Annotated in this window: 14 protein-coding genes; 9 read left to right on the top strand and 5 right to left on the bottom strand. The window is 72.3% G+C overall.

Annotated elements, in window-relative coordinates; translation table 11 throughout:
• Positions 1–1,242, top strand: coding sequence for a S8 family serine peptidase (locus tag ACN27J_RS13050; protein ID WP_421366356.1), 1,242 nt, complete (start codon positions 1–3; stop codon positions 1,240–1,242).
• Between the two features lie 12 nt (positions 1,243–1,254).
• Here the strand turns inward: ACN27J_RS13050 and eccB are convergent, their stop codons facing one another.
• Together eccB and eccD are read right to left on the bottom strand one after the other, a co-directional pair.
• Entirely contained in the window at positions 1,255–2,664 is a 1,410-nt protein-coding gene (eccB, locus tag ACN27J_RS13045) for a type VII secretion protein EccB (protein WP_421366354.1), read from the bottom strand.
• A 7-nt stretch (positions 2,665–2,671) separates the two neighbouring features.
• The gene (gene eccD / locus ACN27J_RS13040) at positions 2,672–4,078 is read right to left on the bottom strand and encodes a type VII secretion integral membrane protein EccD (protein WP_421366352.1); all 1,407 of its coding nucleotides are present in this window, start codon (positions 4,076–4,078) and stop codon (positions 2,672–2,674) included.
• Between the two features lie 152 nt (positions 4,079–4,230).
• Between eccD and eccCa the strand changes: the two genes are divergently transcribed.
• Complete coding sequence (gene eccCa, locus ACN27J_RS13035) at positions 4,231–8,196, top strand: type VII secretion protein EccCa (protein WP_421366351.1); 3,966 nt, start codon at positions 4,231–4,233, stop codon at positions 8,194–8,196.
• A 91-nt stretch (positions 8,197–8,287) separates the two neighbouring features.
• On the opposite strand, the gene ACN27J_RS13030 is transcribed toward eccCa, so the two are convergent.
• From ACN27J_RS13030 to ACN27J_RS13020, 3 genes are read right to left on the bottom strand one after another with little or no spacing between them, the layout of a single operon-like run.
• Entirely contained in the window at positions 8,288–9,406 is a 1,119-nt protein-coding gene (locus tag ACN27J_RS13030) for a hypothetical protein (RefSeq protein WP_421366349.1), read from the bottom strand.
• Positions 9,403–10,671 carry a type VII secretion protein EccE gene (locus tag ACN27J_RS13025; RefSeq protein ID WP_421366348.1) on the bottom strand — a complete coding sequence of 423 codons (1,269 nt, stop codon included), beginning with the start codon at positions 10,669–10,671 and terminating at the stop codon, positions 9,403–9,405. The genes ACN27J_RS13030 and ACN27J_RS13025 overlap by 4 nt, the downstream gene beginning before the upstream one ends.
• On the bottom strand, positions 10,668–12,347 hold the full coding sequence (locus tag ACN27J_RS13020; protein ID WP_421366346.1) for a right-handed parallel beta-helix repeat-containing protein: 1,680 nt from the start codon (positions 12,345–12,347) through the stop codon (positions 10,668–10,670). The genes ACN27J_RS13025 and ACN27J_RS13020 overlap by 4 nt, the downstream gene beginning before the upstream one ends.
• A gap of 263 nt (positions 12,348–12,610) precedes the next feature.
• Here ACN27J_RS13020 and ACN27J_RS13015 point away from each other — a divergent pair, with 263 nt between their 5' ends.
• The 7 genes from ACN27J_RS13015 to ACN27J_RS12985 are packed head-to-tail and all read left to right on the top strand — an operon-like array spanning position 12,611 to position 21,016.
• Complete coding sequence (locus ACN27J_RS13015; protein WP_421366345.1) at positions 12,611–13,501, top strand: hypothetical protein; 891 nt, start codon at positions 12,611–12,613, stop codon at positions 13,499–13,501.
• Positions 13,498–14,757, top strand: coding sequence for a lipopolysaccharide biosynthesis protein (locus ACN27J_RS13010; protein ID WP_421366343.1), 1,260 nt, complete (start codon positions 13,498–13,500; stop codon positions 14,755–14,757). The genes ACN27J_RS13015 and ACN27J_RS13010 overlap by 4 nt, the downstream gene beginning before the upstream one ends.
• Positions 14,750–15,655 carry a glycosyltransferase family 2 protein gene (locus ACN27J_RS13005; protein WP_421366341.1) on the top strand — a complete coding sequence of 302 codons (906 nt, stop codon included), beginning with the start codon at positions 14,750–14,752 and terminating at the stop codon, positions 15,653–15,655. The genes ACN27J_RS13010 and ACN27J_RS13005 overlap by 8 nt, the downstream gene beginning before the upstream one ends.
• 1 nt (position 15,656) lies before the next feature.
• A complete protein-coding gene (locus ACN27J_RS13000) occupies positions 15,657–16,823 on the top strand; it encodes a glycosyltransferase (RefSeq protein WP_421366339.1) in 1,167 nt (388 codons plus the stop codon).
• Entirely contained in the window at positions 16,823–18,208 is a 1,386-nt protein-coding gene (locus ACN27J_RS12995) for an O-antigen ligase family protein (RefSeq protein ID WP_421366337.1), read from the top strand. The genes ACN27J_RS13000 and ACN27J_RS12995 overlap by 1 nt, the downstream gene beginning before the upstream one ends.
• Positions 18,209–18,266: 58 nt before the next feature.
• Positions 18,267–19,703: a Wzz/FepE/Etk N-terminal domain-containing protein gene (locus tag ACN27J_RS12990; RefSeq protein ID WP_421366334.1), complete on the top strand. Its 1,437-nt coding sequence runs from the start codon at positions 18,267–18,269 to the stop codon at positions 19,701–19,703.
• A 41-nt stretch (positions 19,704–19,744) separates the two neighbouring features.
• Positions 19,745–21,016, top strand: coding sequence for a DUF1800 domain-containing protein (locus ACN27J_RS12985; protein WP_421366332.1), 1,272 nt, complete (start codon positions 19,745–19,747; stop codon positions 21,014–21,016).

Here is a 21,016-nt window from a genome sequence, read left to right as displayed (position 1 = left end):
ATGAGGCGGCTGGCCCGCGCTGCCGTGGTCGCGGCGGCCGGTGTGGTCGCGGCGGGCCAGGTCACGCCGACTCCGGCCGTGGCCGGCGTCGTCACGCCGGTTTCGGCGCTGGCCGCGCCCAGCTGCGCCGATCCCGGCGAGGCCATCGATCCGGTGCCCTGGCCGCAGCGGATGCTCGGGCCGGAGCGGATCTTCCCGTTGACCAGGGGCGGTGGGGTGACCGTCGCGGTGCTCGACTCCGGTGTCGACGCCGGCCACCCGCAGTTGGCCGGCCGCGTCGAATCCGGATTCGACGCGGTGGCCGGCGGCGGGTCCGCGGACAGCGACTGCCTCGGTACGGGCACGCAGGTCGCCGGCGTGATCGGTGCCCAGCAGGAGCGCTCGGGCGGGCTCACCGGCGTGGCACCCACCACCCGGATCCTGCCGGTCCGGGTGGTGGCCGACCGGCTCTCCGGCGAGGGCGCCGATCCGCAGGTGCTCGCGCAGGGCATCAATGCGGCCATTGACGGCGGCGCCGACGTGATAGCGGTGTCGACCATCACGTACCGCGACTCGCCGGCCCTGCGCGCGGCGGTGGACCGGGCGTTCTCCAGCGACGTGCTGGTCCTGGCCGCCGTCGGTGACCTCGGCGACGGCGAGAACCCCACTCCGTACCCAGCGGACTACGACGGCGTGATCGGCGTCGGCGCGATCCAGGACAGTGGCGAGGTCTGGACCAAGTCGCAGCGCGGCGACTACGTCGACCTGGTCGCGCCGGGCGTCGGGGTGGTCACGCTGCAACGGACGCGCGGCCGAGCGGTGGTCGACGGCACGGGGGTGGCCTGCGGCTTCGCGGCCGGCGCGGCGGCACTGCTGCGCGCCCGGCGCTCCGACCTGACCGCCGAGCAGGCCGCCCGACAGTTGCTGACCACTACCGTCCCGGGACCCGGCGGGTCCGCGTACGGCCACGGCATCGTCAACCCGTACTCGGCGGTGCACGACAGTCTGGCCGACGGCGGTGAAGCGCAGCCGTTGCCCGCGCTCGGCAAGCCGTCCAGCGGGGGGTCACCCGCCTGGGCGCGCAGCCGCGACCTCGCTCTGGTGGGCACCGGTCTGGCGGTCGCCGTGGTGCTGACCGTACTGACGCTGTCGATCGCGCTGCCGCGGGGCCGGCGGCGGTTCTGGCGCTCGGCGGTGGCTCCCGCGCCGGCGCGGCGGGACGAGTCCGAAGAACCCGGCCCGCCGGTCATGCTCTTCGACTGAGCGCCCCCGGCGTCAGTCCGCGGGGGCGGCCGAGGCGGGGCGGGTGGCCGCGACTGGGTCGAGCGTCGGTCCGGTGGGTATCCGCGAGACCAGCGTGGTCGGCACGTCGGTGGCCTGGGTCGCCGGGTAGCCGAGCTGCCCGAGGACGGTCGCGTTGGGCACCGGGAACTTGATGCCGAGGTCGGTGACGACGTAGTACGGGCCGGCATCGGCGGTCGGCGCGCCAAGCACCCGTACGACGGCGACCTGGCCCGGCGGCACCAGCACATAGTCGGCGAGGATCACGCCGTCGCGGGTGACCGAGCCGGTCGGTACGGCCTCGTCGAGGCCGGCCTCCGTACCGGCAACAGAGGTGATCGTTGGTACGGCGCGCGCGTCGCTGGTGACCGCGCACAGCGCGTCGCCGGTGGCCGGTCGGATCAGCACGGGCGGCGTCGCAGGCGGCGCGCTGTCTCCGGTCGCTGGCCGCACCTGGCTGCTGACCGGTGCCGACGTGGCCTGGGACACAGGTATCTCGACCGGCTCCACGGTGAACTCGGCGCGCAGGATGTTCTGCTGCAGCTCGGTGATCGGAGCGAGCCCGTCGTCGAGGACGAGGTAATACTGCGGGCCCGAGCCGGTCTGCGTGACCAGCACGTCGCCGATCGTCCAGCCGTCCACTTCGCTGGACGGCTGGTTGCGCCCGCTGAACGCGACCCGTTCGATGGCGTTGCCGGCGGGTAGCGCGTTGAGCCACGCCGCGCCGACCGGTGCGGCGTCGACCGCTCCGAAGAGGGCGGGTACGACGTTGCGGGCGTCGCGGACCAGGAACCGGCGGCCGTGCCAGACGAGGTACGTCGCGTCCTGCCGGGAGTCGCGGACCAGCACGCCCTCCTCCGCCAGCGACCGCCCGCCGACCGGTGCCCGAGACACGACCAGGGAGACGGTCTCGACGATTCGGCCGGTGTCGTCCCCGCTGGGCGCCGAGCAGATCGTCCAAGGTAGACCAGCTTGCTTACTGGCCGGTGCCAGAGAGTTGGGTGCGCCCGGAATGCCGATCGTGACGCCGCGGGGCGCGCTGGCCAGCGAGTTGCCCGGCACCCGGAACACGGGCGCGTCGGGGCGCCCGGAAGCCAGCACCGCCGACGCGTAGTTGAGCGTCGGGTGCAGTTTGCCCTGCAGGTAGATGAAGCTGGCGCCGGTCTCCTTTTCGATCACGACCGCGCCGTCGGCCTGCCACCTGTCGCTGCCGGCCTTGGTGATGATGCCGTAGATGCCGAACCCGGCGGCTACCAGGATGGCGATCATCAGGCCGCCGAAGATCGCGCCGATACCGCGGCGCAGCGGGGATTGCTGCGGGTCGGTCTCGCGCATCACGAAGGCAGAGATGACCCGTTGGGTGAGGAACTGGTACGAGTGGAGTTGGTCGCGTCGTGTGGCCATGTCCGGGTCACCCGCCGATCGACGAGAACAGTCCTTGAATCGCGCCGAAAAGGCCGGCGACCGCGCAGGCCAGCGGGATCAGCGCCAGGATGGCGAGCACGTCGACGATGTCGGCGGCGCGACCCAGGTAAGGCGACGGGCTGCGCCGGCTGTAGACCAGGCTGGCGGCGAGCACCGCTGCGGCGGCGACCACGATCAGGAGCAGGATCAGTAGCCGACCGCCGTGGTCGGCGTCCAGTGTGTTGCCGAAGGCCAGCAGCGCCATCCCGACCACACCGCTGACCAGCAGCGGCACCCGTTGCTGCGGAAGGGCGAACAGGCGGGCGCGCAACAGCAGCGCCGCCGCGGCCGCGAAGCCGAGGAGCTGGGCCGGTATGCTTCCGTCCACAGCAATCAAGATCATGGTGGCGCAGACCCCGGTGACGGCGGCGGCGAGCAGCATTCCGGAGAGTAGTTCGGTCGCCCGCGCGACGGCGGCGAACACGTCGGACCGCCTGGGCACCGGGCGGTCTTCGAGGATCTCCTCCGGGCGGTCCGGGAGCTCGGGCACCGGTAGCCGGCCGAGCCAACTGGCGAACAGTGGGTAGCCGGGGAGCAGACCGATGACCGTGGTGAGCGTGACAGCGGCGGAGCCGGACGGCGACATCCCGGCCAGGCACAGCACCGCGGCGAGCAGGCCGGCGACGCTGATCGCCAGCCCGGCCATGAAGAGCCGCTGCACGGCGGCAACGCCCGTGTAGCCGATGACACTGAACACCAGCAGCGCCGCCGAGCCGAGCAAAAGGCTCGGCGCACCCAGCCGGAGCAGACCGATGTCGCTGGGCGCAGCGAGCAGCGCGCCGCCCGCGAACGCGTACGGCAGGCCGGACGCGGCCACCGCAGCGCCGGCGGTCGCGTCGGAGAAGGCCCGGGACAGCAGCAGTCCGACTATCGCGAGGACCGCTGCCATCCCCAGCGCCACGCCCGCCGGCAGCGGCCACGGCGGTCCGGACAGCACGAGGGTCAGCAGACCGAAGCTCAGCACCGCGGCGGCGACCGCGAGGCCGCACCGGCGGGTCGCGGAGCCTCCCCAGGAACGCCCGGCCCGCCGCGCGCCACTCGCGATCACCTCGACCACGTCGTCGTACGCGAGCTCGGGCCAGTCTTCCCGGCGCGGGGCCAGGTGCAGCAGTTCGCCGTCGCGTACGCCCTGCACGGAGAGGTTGCGGGTGGCTTCGAGCACGCCGCCGGTGGCGCGGCGCAGCACCCAGCCGCCGTGCCGCTCGCCGACCTCGCCGAGGTCATCGCCGGCATGTCGCAGCAGATGCGGCAGCAACTCCCCGACGAGCATGTTGTCGGGCAACGCGACGTCCATGCGCCGCTTCGGCGCCGCCACCGTCACTCTGGCGAGGCTGAGGCCTCCCGGGGCAGTCACGCTGGTCACCTCCACCGGAGCCCGCCGCCGCTCGTCGAGCGCCAAACTAGCATGTCCCTGCCACGCGACTGATCCATTCTTCACGGTGGATCCGGTCTATAGAATTGCCCTGCACACAAAGGGAACGAGCCGGCGCGGCGGAGGTCGATCGGGTGACATCGGTGATCGTGAAGCGGCCGCCGCGTCGGCCCGCGCCGCCGCTGCCCACCGGCGAGGTCGTGCTGGATCCACCGCCCGAGATTCCCCCACCCGCCGGCAAGGCGTGGACCCGAATGCTCATGATTCTGCCGATGGCGGCCGGCGGTGCGGCCATGGGCCTGATGATGGCCGGCCAGCGCGGCGGTGGCGGACCGCTGACCTATGTTGCCGGTGGAATGTTCGGCATCTCCATCCTCGGAATGATGGGGATGATGATGCTCAATCAGACGGGCCCGGGCAAGAAGGAGATGATCGAGGCCCGCAGGCAGTACATGCGCCGCCTGGCACAGCAGCGTGCGCAGATCCGCGCCACCATCAGACAGCAGCGGGAGGCTATCCACTACCGGCACCCGGAGCCCGACGCGCTGTGGTCGACGGTCACCGGCGGACGGCTCTGGGAGCGCCGTCGCGCCGACGCGGACTTCAGCGTCGTACGCATCGGCATCGGGGCACTGGAGGTCGCCACGCCGCTGATACCGCCGCAGACCCGCCCGGTCGACGAGCTGGAGCCGCTGTGCGCGATGGCGTTGCGCAAGTTCGTGGCGACGTACTCGGTGGTCCCCGACCTGCCGGTGGCCATCGCACTGCGCGACTTCTCCCACGTCTATCTGCGCGGCTCCGAGCGGGCGGTGCGCGACCTGACGCGCGCGCTGCTCGCTCAGATGTCCGCCTTTCACTCCCCGGACGACCTGCTGATCGGTCTGTGCGTGCCGGACATGCAGCGGCCCAACTGGGAATGGGCCAAGTGGCTGCCGCACGCACAGCACCCGGCGAAGCTCGACGCAGTCGGGCCGGTACGGCTCTTCGCGCCCGCCGTCAACGCGCTGGAGGCGATGCTCGACGACGTGCTGGCGAACCGTCCCCGGTTCGAACCAGCCATGGCGAACTCGATTCCCGGGCCGCACGTGGTGGTGGTCATCGACGGCGGCTCCACCACCGGCTCCGACCATCTGATGACCGACGGCGGCGTCGCCGGCGTGACCATCCTCGACCTGTCCAACCCGCCGCCGCGGCTGCTCGACGACACCTCCGTCGTGCTCGACGTCGCCGACGACGGCACCATCTCGGGCACCACGATGGACGGGCTGATCCAGGTGGGCACCGCAGACCGCCTCGACGTCGCGCAGGCCGAGGTGCTGGCCCGGGAGCTGTCGCCGCTGCGGCTGTCTGCCGCATCGTACGCAGACCAGCCCGCCGGAGTGACGTTCGACCTCGGACTTGCCGAGCTGCTCGGCCTCGGCTCGCCGTACGACTTCGACCTCGGTCACGCCTGGGCCAGCCGACCCAACCGCGACCGGCTGCGGGTGCCGCTCGGCGTGGGCCCGGACGGGCGGCCGATCGAGATCGACCTCAAGGAGTCCGCGCAGGACGGCATGGGCCCGCACGGCCTGCTGGTCGGCGCCACCGGGTCGGGCAAGAGCGAGTTGCTCCGTACGCTGGTGCTGGCCCTCGCGATCACCCACAGCTCCGAGATCCTCAATTTCGTGCTCGTCGACTTCAAGGGCGGCGCGACGTTCACCACGCTCGACCGGCTGCCGCATACCAGCGCCGTCATCACCAACCTCGCCGACGAGCTGTCCCTCGTGGACCGGATGCTGGGTGCCATCCAGGGCGAGCTGATGCGCCGGCAGGAGCTGCTGCGCCGAGCCGGCAACTACGCCTCGCAGCGCGACTACGAGCGTGCCCGAGCGGCCGGGGTGCCGCTCGTCCCGCTGCCGAGTCTGCTGCTGATCGTCGACGAGTTCTCCGAGCTGCTGACCGCGCGCCCCGACTTCATCGACATGTTCGTGCAGATCGGTCGGGTGGGCCGGTCGCTCGGCGTACACCTGCTGCTCGCCTCGCAGCGCCTTGAGGAGGGCCGGCTGCGCGGGCTGGAGACGCACCTGTCGTACCGCATCGGCCTGCGTACCTTCTCCTCCATGGACAGCCGGGCGGTGCTCGGCGTGCCCGACGCGTACGAGCTGCCGCGGGCGCCCGGTCACGGCTACCTGCGCACCGGCACCGAGGGGATGATCCGCTTCAAGGCAGCGTACGTCTCCGGGGTGGTGCGCCAGGACGGCTCCGGCGCAAGCGTGGGCGGCCGGGCCACGGACCCGGTGCGGGAGTACCCCACGTACTACGTGGCGTCGCCGCGTGACGACAAGCCCGTCGCGGAGGAGGCCGAGCCGGAGGAGGACGTGGCGGTCGGCGAGAGCCTGCTGGACGTGCTGGTCAACCGGATGGAGGGGCAGGGTCCGCCGGCGCACCAGGTGTGGCTGCCGCCGCTGGCCGAACCGCCGACCCTGGGCCAGCTGATGGCGCCGATCGTGCAGTCGCCGGAGCGCGGACTGAGCGCACCGGACCTTGACCCGCAGCGCGCGCTGCACGGCCTGGTCGGCATCATCGACAAGCCGTTCGAGCAGTTGCGCGAGCCGATGTGGTTGGACCTGTCCGGCAGCGGTGGCAACCTGGTGGTGGTCGGCGGGCCGCAGAGCGGCAAGAGCAACTTTCTGCGTACGCTGCTCGGCAGTCTGGCACTGCAGCACACCCCACGCGAGGTGCAGTTCTACTGCCTCGACTTCGGTGGCGGCGGCCTGACCGCCATGGCCGACCTGCCGCACACGGGTGGCGTCGCCGCCCGGCGCGATGTGGACAAGGTACGCCGCACGATCGCCGAGATGCACGGGCTCATGCAGGCCCGCGAGGGCCTGTTCGCCGCGCACGGTGTGGAGGGCATCGCCGCCTACCGTCGAGCCAAGCGGCAGGGGCGGTTCACCGAAGACCCGTTCGGCGACGTGTTCCTGGTCATCGACGGCTGGTCGGCGCTGCGCAGCGAGTTCGAAGACCTCGAACCGCTGGTGAACGAGCTGGCCAACAGAGGCCTCGGCTACGGCATCCATCTGCTGGCCGCGACCAACCGGTGGATGGACGTGCGGGCGGTGGTCCGCGACATGTTCGGTACCAAGATCGAGCTGCGCCTGGGCGAGCCGAGCGACTCGGTGATCAACCGGCGGGCCGCGGTCAACGTGCCCGAGCAGACACCCGGCCGCGGTCTCACCCCGGACGGTTTCCACTTTCTGGCCGGGCTGCCCCGCATCGACGCCGAGCAGCGCGTCGACGACCTTTCCGACGCGGTGGCAGAGTTCGTCAAGCTCGCCCAGACGTACTGGACCAACCCGCCGGCGCCCGCGGTGCGGCTGCTGCCCGCCGAGCTGCCGTACGCCGCGCTGCCCGCGCCGCAGGGCGGGAAGCTGCCGATCGGCATCGCCGAGTCCGACCTGCAGCCGGTTCTGCTCGACTTCGACGCCGAGCCGCACGCGCTGCTGTTCGGCGACATCGAAAGCGGCAAGAGCTCGTTCCTACGCAGCCTGGCCAAGATGGTCACCACCAGCTACGAACCCAGCCAGGCCCGGCTCATCTTCGTCGACTACCGGCGGACCCTGCTCGGCTGCGTCGACACGCCGCACCTGATCGGGTACGGCACGTCGCAGCAGAGCACCACCGATCTGGTGAACCAGGTGACCACCGTGATGCGGGAGCGGCTGCCCGGCCCGGAGGTCAAGCCCGAGCAGCTCCGCGACCGGAGCTGGTGGTCCGGGCCGGAGCTCTTCCTGCTGATCGACGACTACGATCTGCTCTCCGGCGGGATGACGAATCCGCTCACCCCGCTGCTGGAGTTCCTGCCCCAGGCCCGCGACATCGGGCTGCACCTGGTGCTGACCCGGCGGATCGGCGGCGCCAGCCGGGCCATGTTCGACCCGGTGATCAGCCGGATCCGGGAGCTGGCCTCGCCGGGCATCATGATGTCCGGCCCCCGTGAAGAGGGCGCACTGTTCGGCACCGTCAAGCCGCAGTTCCTGCCGCCCGGCCGGGCCTGGCTCTTCACCCGCCGCCAGGGCGCCCGCCTCGTCCAGCTCGCCTGGACCCCGCCGGCCCACTGACCCGCCTCAGGCCGCCCGCAGGGCAGGTCCGTCGGCCAGCCGACATCGACGGTATCTCGCGGGGACGGAGCGGGAGTTCGTGGCGGGGCGGTCAGCGGCGCGGGGCACCCAGGTGCTGATGCTCGATGTCGGTCTGTGCCAGCGAGATGTAGCGCAGCGTGCCGTCACCGACCAGCGCGACCATGTCCTCGGCCATCACCTGCAGAAACTGGGTGCTGTTCGACGGCAGCTTCAGCGCCCCGCCGGCCTGCGCCGCCTCCGCGCCGGCCAGCCGCTGCAGGATCACCAGGTTGCAGTCCTGAATCGCCGGTACACCCGGCTGGTCGAGGCGGCGCAGGACGGTGAGCTGCGTCTGCCACGGCCCGAGCGGCTGGGGCGTCGCGGCGCCGACCACGCCAAGGTCGTAAACCACCAGCACCGGTTGCTGCGGGGTCGCGGCCAGTGCCAGCGGCTGCTCGGCGCCGAGGACCGTCAGGCGGTCGCTGCGGCCCGTGGCCCGCTCGCCGAAGCCGTGCCAGGCCTGCGGATCGGCGGCCACCAGGGCCACCCGCGCGCCGAGGGCGAGTGCCCGGAAAGCGACCAACTGCCCGGCCCAGGCCCCACCGACGAGCGTGACGCGAGTGGACTCCGGCCGGAACATCCGTACGGCCACAGGTTTCTGCTGCCGGTCGGAGCCCAGGATCAGCCCGGTGCCCGGCGCGGAGATGCGCATCTGGGCGAGCGCCGGGCGGGACAACGTGTGCCAGCCGATACGCAGCCGCGCCAGCCGCCCCGAGACGCCGCCGTGGCCGTTGCCGTTGGGACCGGGCGGCGGGCCGCCGTCGTACACCGTCCCCGGTGGGCCTTGGCCTGCGGCGTCCGGCGCGGCGAGCGGCTGCGCCCTGGCGGGGGTGGCGGCCGCAGCTGCGGCCGCCACCCCGGCCTGCGTGGCGGGGCGGGCGACAGTAGCGGACTCGGCCGTCGGTGCCTGGGCCTGCGCCGGCTTGGCCTGCTGGGCCGCCGATGGTGCGTGGACCTGCCGTACGGGCGGCTGCCCGGTGCGCGGTACGGGTGACGCCGGCTGCTGGGCCGCCGAGGCTTGGTCGGCGGCAGGATAGCCCGAGGCTGGCCGGCCCGGGACCGCCGGCGGGTGCTGTGGCGCTTGGGACTGCTGCCTGTTCTCCTCGTCCCGCGGCCTGGGCCTGTCCTCCTCGTCCTGCGGCCTGGTCACCGTGCGCCACCGCCCGTCGGGGCCGACGCGTAGACGGCGGGGCCCTGCTCGCCGTGCAGCGGAAAGAGGTCGGCCCCGGCCCGTTCGACGCCATGCGCGACGGACTGGCAGAGCTGGCCGAGGTCGGCGGCGGGCGCCGACACGCGAACCAGGCCGCGCAGGTCGATCATCTTCTGGCTGCTGTCCGGCGCCATGATCAACGCTACGTTCGTCATCGCGGCCGGCACGGTCGACACCCAGTCCAGCAGGCCGGAGACCTGCCCGACCGGAGGCCAGTCGCGGATCCAGAACGAGCGGTGGGCCAGCCGCGACGAGTGCCAGTCGGACCACTCCTCGCGGGGCGGCGCCGCCTCCCGCTGCGTGTCGGGCGCCGCCGGCTCCAGGTCGCAGGAGCGCACCAGCGCGGTGAGCAGGCCGTCGGCGTCGAGCAGGCGGCACGAGACACCGACCCGGCGCAGCGACTTGGTGACCCGCCGGACAAGCGCCGCCACCACTGCGGGTGCCGCGTCGAGGTCGGCGTCGCCGGTTGCTGCGGCTTCGGCCAGCGCCCGCGCGTCCAGCCGTACCGCGATCCAGGTCGCCCGGTCCGCGGGCAGCGGCACACCGCCGAACCGGGCCAGCAACTGGTGGTACGACTGTCCGGCTGGGGCGGACGGGTGCATGTCGACGCTGGGCGCGGGCACCGTCTGGGTGACAACCTGGAGCACTGTGCCCGGCTGGTCGGCCTCGGACAGCGCGTCGGCCAACTTTTCGAGCGGAAGGCCGCCGGCCACACCGCGCATCGGCGTGCTCGGCGTCACCGCGGCCACCGCGTACCAGCCGGCGTCGTCACGGGCGACGCCGACCTGGGCGCCATCGGCCACCGCGACGTTCTCCACCACGAGCCCGGGGGCGAGCCGGTGCAGCGCGGCCACCCGGGGATCGTCGGCTCGCGGGGTGCCGGACGTGCCCTGCCGGCGCCGCCGGTACTGCCGCGTCATCGCGCGTCGTTCCAGCCACCACCGGCCCTGGCGCCGGCCCAGCGTCGCCGCGAGCAGCAGCAGGCCTGCGGCGCTGGCGCCCGTCGTCAGCGCCACGCCTCGGCCGAGGACGGCGAGGACGGCGACGATGACCGCCTCGACCAGCAGCAGTTGCATCACGTGTACGGGGCCGAGGTAGCCGGGACGCCGGCGAGGCAGCAGGATCGCGGGGCCGGAGGCGTCGGGCGTCTCGGCGCTGACCCGCGCGGCGCCGCCAGGCGCTCCGTCGACATCGGAACTCGTCATCGGGTGGCGGCCAACAGATCATCGAGCACCAGGGTGCGCAGGTCGTCGCGCGACGGCATCCGGCCCAGCGCCCGCAGGCGACCGGACTGGGCCTTGCGCATGCCCTCCAGCAGTTTGCGCGCCTCGCGCGCGTTGCCGAAGTTGCGATCACGCTCGATCTGGCCGAACCACTCCAGGAGCGCGTCGTCGAGCCCGGGTTCGAGCAGGTAGTCGTCGTTACGGGCGATCCGGTTGACGATCAGCACCAGCTCGTCGGGCGCATAGTTCTCGAACTCCAGCGTCTTGGCGAACCGGGATGCCAGACCGGCGTTGGCGTCGAGGAAGTCGACCATCTCGTCGGTGTAGCCGGCGACGATGACGGCCACCTCGTCGCGGTGGTCCTCCATCAGCTTCACCAGGGTGTCGATGGCTTCCTGGCCGAAGTCGGCGCTGGCGCCACCGGCGCGGGACAGGGTGTACGCCTCGTCGATGAAGAGCACACCGCCGAACGCCTCCTCGAAGACCTTCGTGGTCTTTTCCGCGGTGTGTCCGATGTACTGGCCGACCAGGTCACGCCGGGCCACCTCGCGGAACTGGCCGTTGGGTAGTACGCCCAGAGCCTTGAGAAGCTGGCCGTAGAGGCGCGCGACGGTGGTCTTACCGGTGCCCGGTGCACCGGTGAACACCAGGTGGTTACTCGTCCCGCCGACCGCCAGGCCGGCGCTGCGGCGCCACTCGTTGACCTGGATCTCGTCGATGAGCGCGCGGACCTCGCTCTTGACGCCGGCCAGGCCGATCATCGAGTCGAGTTCGGCGAGCAGCTTGTCGACCCGCTCGGTGTCCTGCTGGGTCGCGCCCTCGATCGCGCTGACGCCGACCCGGGGCTGGTGCCCGCCCTCGTCGGCCTTGCGTACGGTCGCGGTGGCACCCTCGTCGAGCTGGATGCCCGGCGCGGCCGTGCCCTCCACCCGGGTACCCTCGACCAGGCCACCGCAACCGCGACCGATCATGATGCCCACGCCGCGAGTGTCGTGCACCCAGCTACCGGTGATGGTCGGCGAGCTCTGGTGCGCCACCGAGATGCCGGCGTCGCCCGTCGATGAGATGTCACACCGTTCGATCGTGGGCCGGCCGGCCTGGTAAATGTAGATGCCCCGGTATCCGCACGCGCTGACTGTCGAATTCCGGATCGCCGGGTCCGCGCCGAGCCGGACGATGATCCCGTCCTCGGCAATGTCGCGGACCTCGCACTTGTCGATCACACCGCCCGCGTCTTCGATGACGAAGCCGGATTGACCTGCGGTGATCTTCACATCGGTGGCTGTGAGCACCGCGCCGTCGGTGACGCTGACACCGGCGGCGTACTGCGCGGCGACCTCGCACCTCTCGATGGTGATGCGGCCGCCGCGTGCCTGCACGCCGGGATAGTGCCCCGACCTGACGACCAGTCCCTGCAGGGTCACGTCGGCGCCGTCGCTGCCGACCGCCGGTCCGGCGCCGTCGCCCGCGTCGATCGTCACGGAGCCGGCCTCACCGGCCGCGACCAGGCTCAGCCGCTGGCCACTGATGCGGACCGTCTCGGCGTAGACGCCCGCCTCGATGGAGATGGTCGCACCGTCGGGCGCGACCTCCAGAGCATCGCGGATGCTCGGGTAGGCTCCCGAACGCTGCGTCGAGACGACAAGTACGCGCGCCATCGATTCCTCCCCGTACTCCTTGCTGGAGAATCGTAGCGAGTGACTGCCCGCGTCCATCACCCCGGAGACGCCAGCCGTGCCCGACAAAATGCGATTGCTCCAAATTAGTGAGTCGGGTTCGGCGGGGCCGGCATGATCCAGTTGGATTGGTCGACCCCGGTCCAGGAAGGAGTCGGTTCCGAGGCCACTTGACAGGTTGATCGAGAGCCTGTTTCGTACTCCTGTCCTGGGCGTGTGGCGGGCGATGGTGCGGTGGGGGCACGGTGAGCGGTCTGCTCGGCATCTCGATCGTCAACTACCGCAGTGCGGGCGACACCGCCGGCCTCATCCGTTCCATCGTGGCCGGCCGGGCCGCCGGTCCGCAGGCCACCGGTCCGCGCGTCGCGATCGCGATCGTCGACAACAGCGACCAGGCCGCCGAACTGTCAGAGATCGCCGGGTACGCCGAGCGTGCCGGCGTGACGGTCCGGGTGATCGCCGGGCACGGCAACGTCGGGTACGCCGCCGGCAACAACCTCGCCGCCACCTGGCTGCTGGCCGAGGGCGCCGACGTCATCTGGGTGCTCAACCCGGACACCCGGATCCGGATCGCGGGCGGCGGACTCGCCTCGGCCCTCGACGTGCTGCACGCCGGCGACCGCGCGATCGGCGCGACGGCCAGCGTCGCACCGGGCGGCGGGCCGGACCTCGGCATGGTCGACCTGTGGACCGGCCAGAGCGGACGACCGCCCGCCAGCGGGGTGGCAGGGTCGAGCAAACTGGTCTACGCGGCCGGCCACTCGCTGCTCGTCACCCGCCGCGCGTGGCAGGATCTGGGCGGGTTCTCCGAGGACTTCTTCCTGTTCTACGAGGAGGCTGACATAGCGCTACGCGCGGCCCGGATGGGCATCCCGACCACAGCGGTCCCGGACCTGGCCGTCGAGCACACCGGCGGCGTGGCGACCGGGGCGACGGCGGACATGGCGGCCAAGTCGACCACGACGTACTTTCACGCCAGCCGCAGCTGCATGGTCTTCTTCCGCAAGCACTACCGGCACCGGGTGCCGTTCGCCGCCGCGGCCCGGCTCGGCTACGCCGCGAAGGCGCTGCTCGCCCGCCGCCCCGACGCGGCGACCGCCGTCATCCGGGGCACCGTCGCCGGGTTGCGGGCTTGACGAGCCGAGGGCTGAGCCCGGGCCGGTCCAGTCCGGGTCGGGCTGCGCTGGCCGCGTACGCGATCCGGCGCGCGGTCGGCAGCGCGACGGTGATGTACGTGGCCGCGCTGGCCATGTCCGGGTTCGCCATCCTGCTCAGCGTCGCACTGCCGCCGGCAGAGCGCGGCCTGCTGGTCGCGACGACGACCAGCGCGACCGTCGGCGTCGCGGTCGGCGGCCTGTCACTGGAGACGTTCATGCTCGCGCAGGGCAGCGACTGGCTACGGGAGCGGTCCGGGCGGCGCAGCCTCGCCGTCTACGCCGCCACGGTGCCGCTGTCGGCCACGCTGGGCTGGGTCTTCGCCTGGTACGCGGAGGCGGCGTCACCGGCACTCGCGGCGACTGGTGCGGCGTGCGTCGCGGCCGGCACCATGCCCGCGGCGGCGGGCCTGACCCTCGGGCGGTTCGTCGCCGTCTACCGCCAGCGCGCGCTGTTCGCCGCCGTCGCGCCCGTGCTCTACCTCGTGCTCATCCTCGCCTCGGTCGACGACGCGACGGTCTGGCTGCTGGCCTGGCTGGGCTGCCAGGCGGTGATGGCCGTCGCGATGTGGGCGGCGCACGGGGCACCATTGGGCGCGATGGCGCGGCGCGCCTCGGCGGAGCCCGAACGCCTCGCCCGGCTGGGCCTGACCCACACCGGCGCGGTGGCACAGATCTTCACGTACCGCTTCGACCAACTCGCGCTGGCCCGCTACCAGGGCGCGGACGCATTGGCGATCTACTCCCTGGCGGTAGCGGCGATCGAGTTCTCCCAGGCCGGCGCGGTCGTCGCAGCCCAGCGGACGCTGCGCGACCACGAGGAAGGCTCGGCCGACCGGCTGCGCGGGGTGCTGCGCCGAGCCGTCTACCTGGCTGTCGGCATGGGAGTGCTGGTGCTCGTCGGGCTGGCCGGCATCGGGGTGCTGACCAGCGGGTACGCGGCGGCGGTGCTGCTCGGCGCGCTGCTGGTGCCGCGCAGCGTCGCGGTGTCGGTCGGTAAGGTCCTCAGCGCGCGCCTGGTCAACCTCGGCGGCGAGCGCACCACCGCCGTGATCGCGCTCGGTACCGCGCTGGCCGCGGTGGTCGGCTATCCTCTCGTCGCCGCGCCGTACGGGGCGTGGGGCGTCGCCGCGCTGTCGGTGGCTCTGTTCGCCGCGCACAGCACGGTGCTGGGCCTCGCCGTCCGGTCCGGGGCCGGTCATCGGGTGGCGGGGGACAGGGTCAGTGGGCGTGGATAGCGACGGAACCCGCGTCGTCGCGGTGGTGCTCAACTGGAACTGCGCGGACGACACGATCCGCTGCGTCCGGGCGGTCGCCGCCGGCAGCGTCGTGCCGGAGATGGTCGTCGTCGACAACGGCTCCACCGACGACTCCATCGACAAACTGCGCGCGCTCGGTGACGCGGTGACGCTGGTGCGGCTCGACGCCAACCTGGGCTACGCCGGCGGGATGAACGCCGGCATCAGGGTCGCGCACGACCGGGACGCGGCCTTCGTCTGGCTGCTGAACGCGGACTGCGTACCCCGGCCGGACACGTTGTCGGCGCTGTTGGCGCATGCGGACCGGTTCGCGGTGTCCACATCAGCTCAGACGACGTCCGCGCGACCCGACGACCCCGACCCGGAGCCGTACGTCGTCGCCGCGATGCTGCCGGGCGGCCGGGTACGGCCGTTGCGCTGCGCCGGGTGCGAGGTCGGTGCGCACGATGTGGACGTGGTGACCGGCGCGGCCATCCTCCTCGGCGTCGGTTGGGCCGTCCAGGTCGGCCTGTTCGACGAGCGGTTCTTCCACTACAAGGAGGAGTTCGACCTGGTACGGCGGATCGCCGCAGCGGGTGGTCGGATCGGCCTGGTATGCGCCTCGCAGGTGTGGCACCGGCGGGGCGGCAGCCTGGCCGGTTCGAGTCCTCGCGCGCAGTACTACCATCACCGCAACGAGATCCTCTACGTACGCAAGCACTACCCCCGTCCGCTGCGGCGGATCCTGATCGGGGAGCCGGTCCACTACAAGAACCTGGCCAGGTCGGTGCTCCGCCTCGTCGCCGGAGGCCGCAACGACCGGCACCGGGCGCTCGCCGTCCTCGCCGGTTACTGGGACGGGCTACGTGGAGTGCACGGCCCGACGGAGAGGTTCTAGCGTGCACGTCCTGTTCGTCAGCCACTCCGCCGATCTCATGGGCGCGGAGCGTTCGTTGCTCGCCCTGGTCGGCGAGGCGGTGCGGGCGCGCGGTCACCAGGTCACCGTCACGGTGCCCGGGGACGGGCCGCTGCGCGCGCAGCTCGCTGCGGCCGGCGCCGACGTGGTCGTGCTGGCGACCCGGCTGTGGATGGGCCGGCGGTACGGCCCTGCGGTCGGCGCGGTCCGGCTGCTCCAAGCGCTCGCCTCGGTTCCCCGATACCGGCGGTTGCTGCACCGAACGCGGCCGGACGTCGTGGTAACCAACTCGGCGGTGGTACCAGCCGGGGCGATCGCCGCGCGGATGTCCCGGGTGCCGCACGTCTGGGTGGTGCGGGAGAGCCTGCTCAGCAACCCGAGCCTGCGGTCCGTGCTGCCCCGGGCCGCGATCGCCCGGCTCATCGCGCGCCTCTCGGACGGCGTCGTGGCGGTTTCCGCGTACGCCGCCGGTCAGGTGACCAGCGCCGTGCCGATGGCGCGGGCGAAGCTGCGGGTGATCCCGCCGCCGGTCGAATCCGGGCCGGACACGGACTGTCCGTCCGGGCCGGACGGTGTTTCCGGGCCGGGTGCGGACCGTCCGGTCGCACTGGAGCGGCTGGTGCTGCTGGGCCGGCACAGCGCCGAGAAGGGTCAGCAGGACGCGGTGGAGGCGCTGGCGATCTGCGCGCGCCAGGGCCGCACGTTCACCCTCACCCTGGCCGGGGTCGGCGACGGTGAAGCGCGGCGGGGCCTCGTCGACCTGGCCCGCCGGTACGGCGTCGAGACGCAGCTCGAAACCGTCGCGTGGACGGACGACCCGGCCGCGTTGTACGCGCGGGCCGACGCGACGCTGATGCTGTCCCGCAACGAGGCCTACGGCCGGGTGACGTTCGAGTCGCTCCGCTCCGGCACACCAGTGATCGGCTACCGGGCGGGCGCCACGACAGAGATCCTCGCCGGTGGTGGCGGACTGCTGGTGGACCCCGACGCCGGTGCGCTCGCCTCGGCGCTGCTGGATCTGGCCGCCGACCGGGAGGCGTTCGGGCGGCTCGCGGCCGAGGCGTCACGGCGCGGGCGGGAGCTCGCCACCGAACCGTCCCCCGCCGCACGCTTCGTCGCGTACCTCGAAGAGCTGGGCGCGGTCAGCTGATGTCGCACCTGCCCACGTTGCGCGGCGCGTCCCGGCCGGCGGACCCGGCCGTGGCGGTCGTCGCCGGGGCGGCTGCCGTCGCGGTCGGGGTGGTGGCGGCCTGGCAGCCGTTCGCGCTCGCCGCCGTGGCCGTGGTCGGCCTGCTCGCCTGGGGGCTGTGGACCCCGGACCGGCTCAACTACACGCTGTTCGCGGTCCTGTTGCTCGTCCCGGTCACCGCCGATCCCGGATACCCGGTCGATCCGGTATGGACAGTGCTGCTGGCGGCGACGGCGATCGCCGCACTCGGCCGGATCCAGCGCTTCCAGCCGTACGCGCCGCTGCCGTCCGTCGGGATGCTGGGATTCGCGGTCCCGGCGGTCTGTGTGCTCACCGGCCTGGTGTGGTGGACCGGCCCGAAGGACATTGTGATCGCCGTCGCGCCGCTGGCCTGCTACGCGCTGGTCGGCTGGCATGTCGTGGCCGAGGCGCGGGCCGGTGCGCCGGTGATCCGCCTGGCGCGGGCGTTCGCCTGGGTCGCCGTACCCATCACGCTGCTGGCCGTCTACCAGCGGATGTCCGGCACCTGGCCGGTTCTCGACCAGTTGGCCATCAGCAACGCGTTCACGGCACAGGCGGGAGCCGGCAGGTCGGCCGGCACCATGGGACATCCGATCGTGTACGGCACGTACGGCATGCTGGCGATGTGCGTGGCCGTTGGCCTGCGCGGCCGGCTCTGGCAGGTGCCGTTCGCCGCGGGCGCGGTCGGCCTGCTGCTGTCCGGGTCGCGCAGCGCGTGGATCGGCACGGCCTGCGCGCTCGGCATCTGGTACCTGGCCCAGCCGCGCAAGCTCACCCGGCGCGGCGTCGGTCTGGTCGCGGCGTTCGCCGCCGCCGGCACCGTGCTGGTGGCCGTCGGTCCCAAGCCGGTGCGGGACCTGACTGACCTCGTCCGGGCCCGCCTGACCAACGTCGGCGGGTCGAGTTCGGCGACGGCGCGCTATCGCCGTACGGAAGAGGCGTGGTCCGGCATCATGGACGGTGCCGGCAGCGCGCTGTTCGGCCTGGGTCCGGAGGCGCACGTGCGGTTCTTCCAGCAGGTCGGCATCTCCGACGGGCAGGCACAGGCGTTCGACAACAGTTACCTCACCCTCTGGTACGACTTCGGCGTGCTCGCGCTGCTGGTGTTCGTGTCCATCCTGGCGGTCGTGCTGGTCAAGCTCAGATCGCTGACCGCACGGATGCTCATCGTCGGTTTCGCCGTGCAGATCTGGTTCTTCGATTTCTACCTGTGGCCGGCCGCCGCTGGGACGCTGCTGCTCGCCGTCGGCATCGGCGCCGCCGAGTCGCTGCGACCCGTCGACTGTAGGCTCCCCGACCCGGCGCTGACGGCCTTGCGACGATGAGCGGAGCGGACCTGCTGTTAACATTGCGCCGCTATTCCGGCGGGGTGTGAGGTTCAGCGTGAAGCTTTCCGGGCGGTTCGCCCCGGCTCGGCTGCTCAGGCGGCCTGCCTCCGACGGGCCGGGCGACGGCGCGCCATCCGTACACCAGCAGTGGCACCAGCAGTGGCAGCAGCTCACGCTGGAGCGCCATCTGCGAGCCGTGTGGTCGCAGCGGTGGCTGGTGCTGGCGCTGGTGCTGCTCGGCGGCGCGGGCGCGGGTCTCGCGTCCGCCCAGCAGGAACCCATGTACCGGGCGGACGCCCAACTGTTCTTCGCGCCGAACTTCACCACCCGCGACATCGGCCAACTCAACGAGGGCGGCAACTACATCCTGCAGCGGGTGCGCTCGTATGCCGAGGTGGGCAACAGCCCCGAGGTGGCCGAAGCCGTCGTACGGCGGCTCGGGCTGCCGTACCAGCCTTCGGAGTTGACGCAGCGGGTCACGGTGACCGGCGCGGCCGGCACGGCGGTGCTCACCGTCGAGGTCCGTGACCCGGACCCGGTACGCGCCCGCGACATCGCCAACGCGATCGCGGCGGAGTTTCCCGCATACGTCGCGCGCCTGGAGAAGCCGACCGGCATCGACGAGTCACCGGTCAAGGTCTCGGTGACCCGGCCGGCGACGACGCCCTCGGCCCCGGCCACGCCGCAGGTCGCGGCCGACACCGGGCTCGGCGTCGCCGGGGGCCTGGCGATCGGAGTCCTCGTCGCGGTGGTCCGCTACGCGCGTGACCGCACCGTACGCGACGAGAGCCACGCGGCCGAGGTCGCCGGCACCGTCCTGCTCGGTGCCGTCGCGGCCGGCGGGGGAAGACCGCCGCTGGTGACCGGCGACGACCCGGAGCCGCGCGTCGAGGCGTTCCGGCAGATCCGGGCCAACCTGCGGCTGCGCGCCGCCGGGCACCGGTTCGCCAGCCTCACGGTCACCGGCTCGGTGCCGGGGGAAGAAAAAACGGCTACCGCGGCGAACATCGCCATCGCGTTCGCCCGGGCCGGCGAGCCGGTCGTGCTGATCGACGCGGACGTCCGGGATCCCGGCGTACACCGGCTCTTCGACGTGCCGAACACGGTCGGCCTGACCAGCGTGCTGCTTGGCGAGGTCGCGGCCGAGCAGGCCACGCACCGGCACCCGGACCTGCCGCTGTACGTCCTGCCGGCCGGCCCGGCCGGGCCTGGGCCGAGCGAGCAACTGCTGGCCTCGGACGCGCTGGCCCCGGCGCTGGAGTCGATGCGGCTCAGCGGCCGGTTCGTCGTGGTCGACGCGCCATCGCTACTGTCCGATGCGGAGACGCTGCTGCTGGCGAGCGCGACCGACGCGACGCTGCTGGTGGCCAGGGTCGGCTTCACTCGCGCTGATCAGCTGGCCGCCGCCGCCGACGTGCTGCGTGCCCTACCTGTCAACCTGGTGGGCCTGGTGGCGACGCGGCGCGGGGCGGCGATGCGGCGCGGGCGCTAGGCGTTACCCGGTCGCCGGCACAGTCGCGTACGTTAATCCACATGAGCGATAGCGTCGCACTGCTCCTGCGACGTGTGGGGTTCGGTCCGACCTCGTCCGAGTTGGCCGCCGCGTCGAAGGCCGGGTACGCGGCCACCGTGGCGCGCCTGATGGACCCCGGAGAGCAGGACCGGGGTGCTGCGGCGGCGCCGATGCCGGAGCTTGGCCCCGACGCGTTCGACGATCTGCCCGACCCGGGCGCCGAGCGGCGCGCCGCCGCGGAGGCGCTCCGCCGCCAGCAGACCGACACGATCATCCGGTGGTGGCTCGACCGGCTGACCGTCGCCGACCACCAGGCCACCGAGAAGCTGCTGTTCTTCTGGCACGGGCACTGGGCGACCTCGATACGAAAGGTCGGAAGCCCACAGTTCATGCTCGCGCAACACCAGAAGATGCGGAGCTCGCCGACGTTCACCACAATGGCCCGCAAACTGGTCACCGACCCGGCGCTGGTCTACTGGCTCGACGGGCACACGAACACCAGACGGGCGCCGAACGAGAACCTTGCCCGAGAGCTGATGGAACTGTTCATGCTCGGCATCGGGCAGTACAGCGAACGTGACGTCAAGGCGGCCGGCCGGGCACTGACCGGCTGGAAGACCGACCTCAGCGTGCCGGCGACGGCGATCTTCGTGCCCAAGGACCACGATGCCGGTCCCAAGACCATCCTCGGCGCCACCGCGAAGTTCGACGCGCTTTCGCTGGTGGACCACCTCGCCGCCCGGCCGGCCTGCCCCCGGTTCATCGCGGACCGGCTGTGGTTCCGGTACGCCTCCGCCACCGAACCGATTCCGGAGTCCACCCGGGGGAAGATGGTCGCGGCGTTTCCGGTGGGCATCTCGATGCTGCGCGCCCTGGTCGAAGACGAGCAGTTCCGCTCGGGGCGCTACCGGATGGTGAAGCAGCCCATGGAGTGGCTGGTCGGGGCAATGCGGCAGCTCGGCATCCGCCCGGCGCGACTCTCCGGCGAGGCCTTCCACACTGTCGTCAGTGGGCTCAAAGGTCTCGGACAGGTGCCGTTCGCGCCGCCGAGTGTGGCCGGCTGGCCGAGCGGGACCGCCTGGCTGACCTCCTCGGCGGCCCAGGTGAGGCTGGGCCTCGCCGGCGTACTCGCCGAGTTGGCCGGTGGCTCGTGGATCACGGTGGAGCGGTTGGCCGACGTACTCGTGGTTCCGACCTGGACCAACCGCACGTACGCGGCGTTGAAACAGGCGACGACACCGCAAGAGCTGATCACACTCGGCCTGGCCAGCCCGGAATACCTGGTGAACTAG

This window comes from Solwaraspora sp. WMMB762 (assembly GCF_049179115.1).
In the GTDB taxonomy this organism is placed as follows: Bacteria; Actinomycetota; Actinomycetes; order Mycobacteriales; family Micromonosporaceae; genus Micromonospora_E.
Note: the sequence above shows the minus strand (reverse complement) of the source record. Positions and strands in the feature narration are given on the sequence as shown.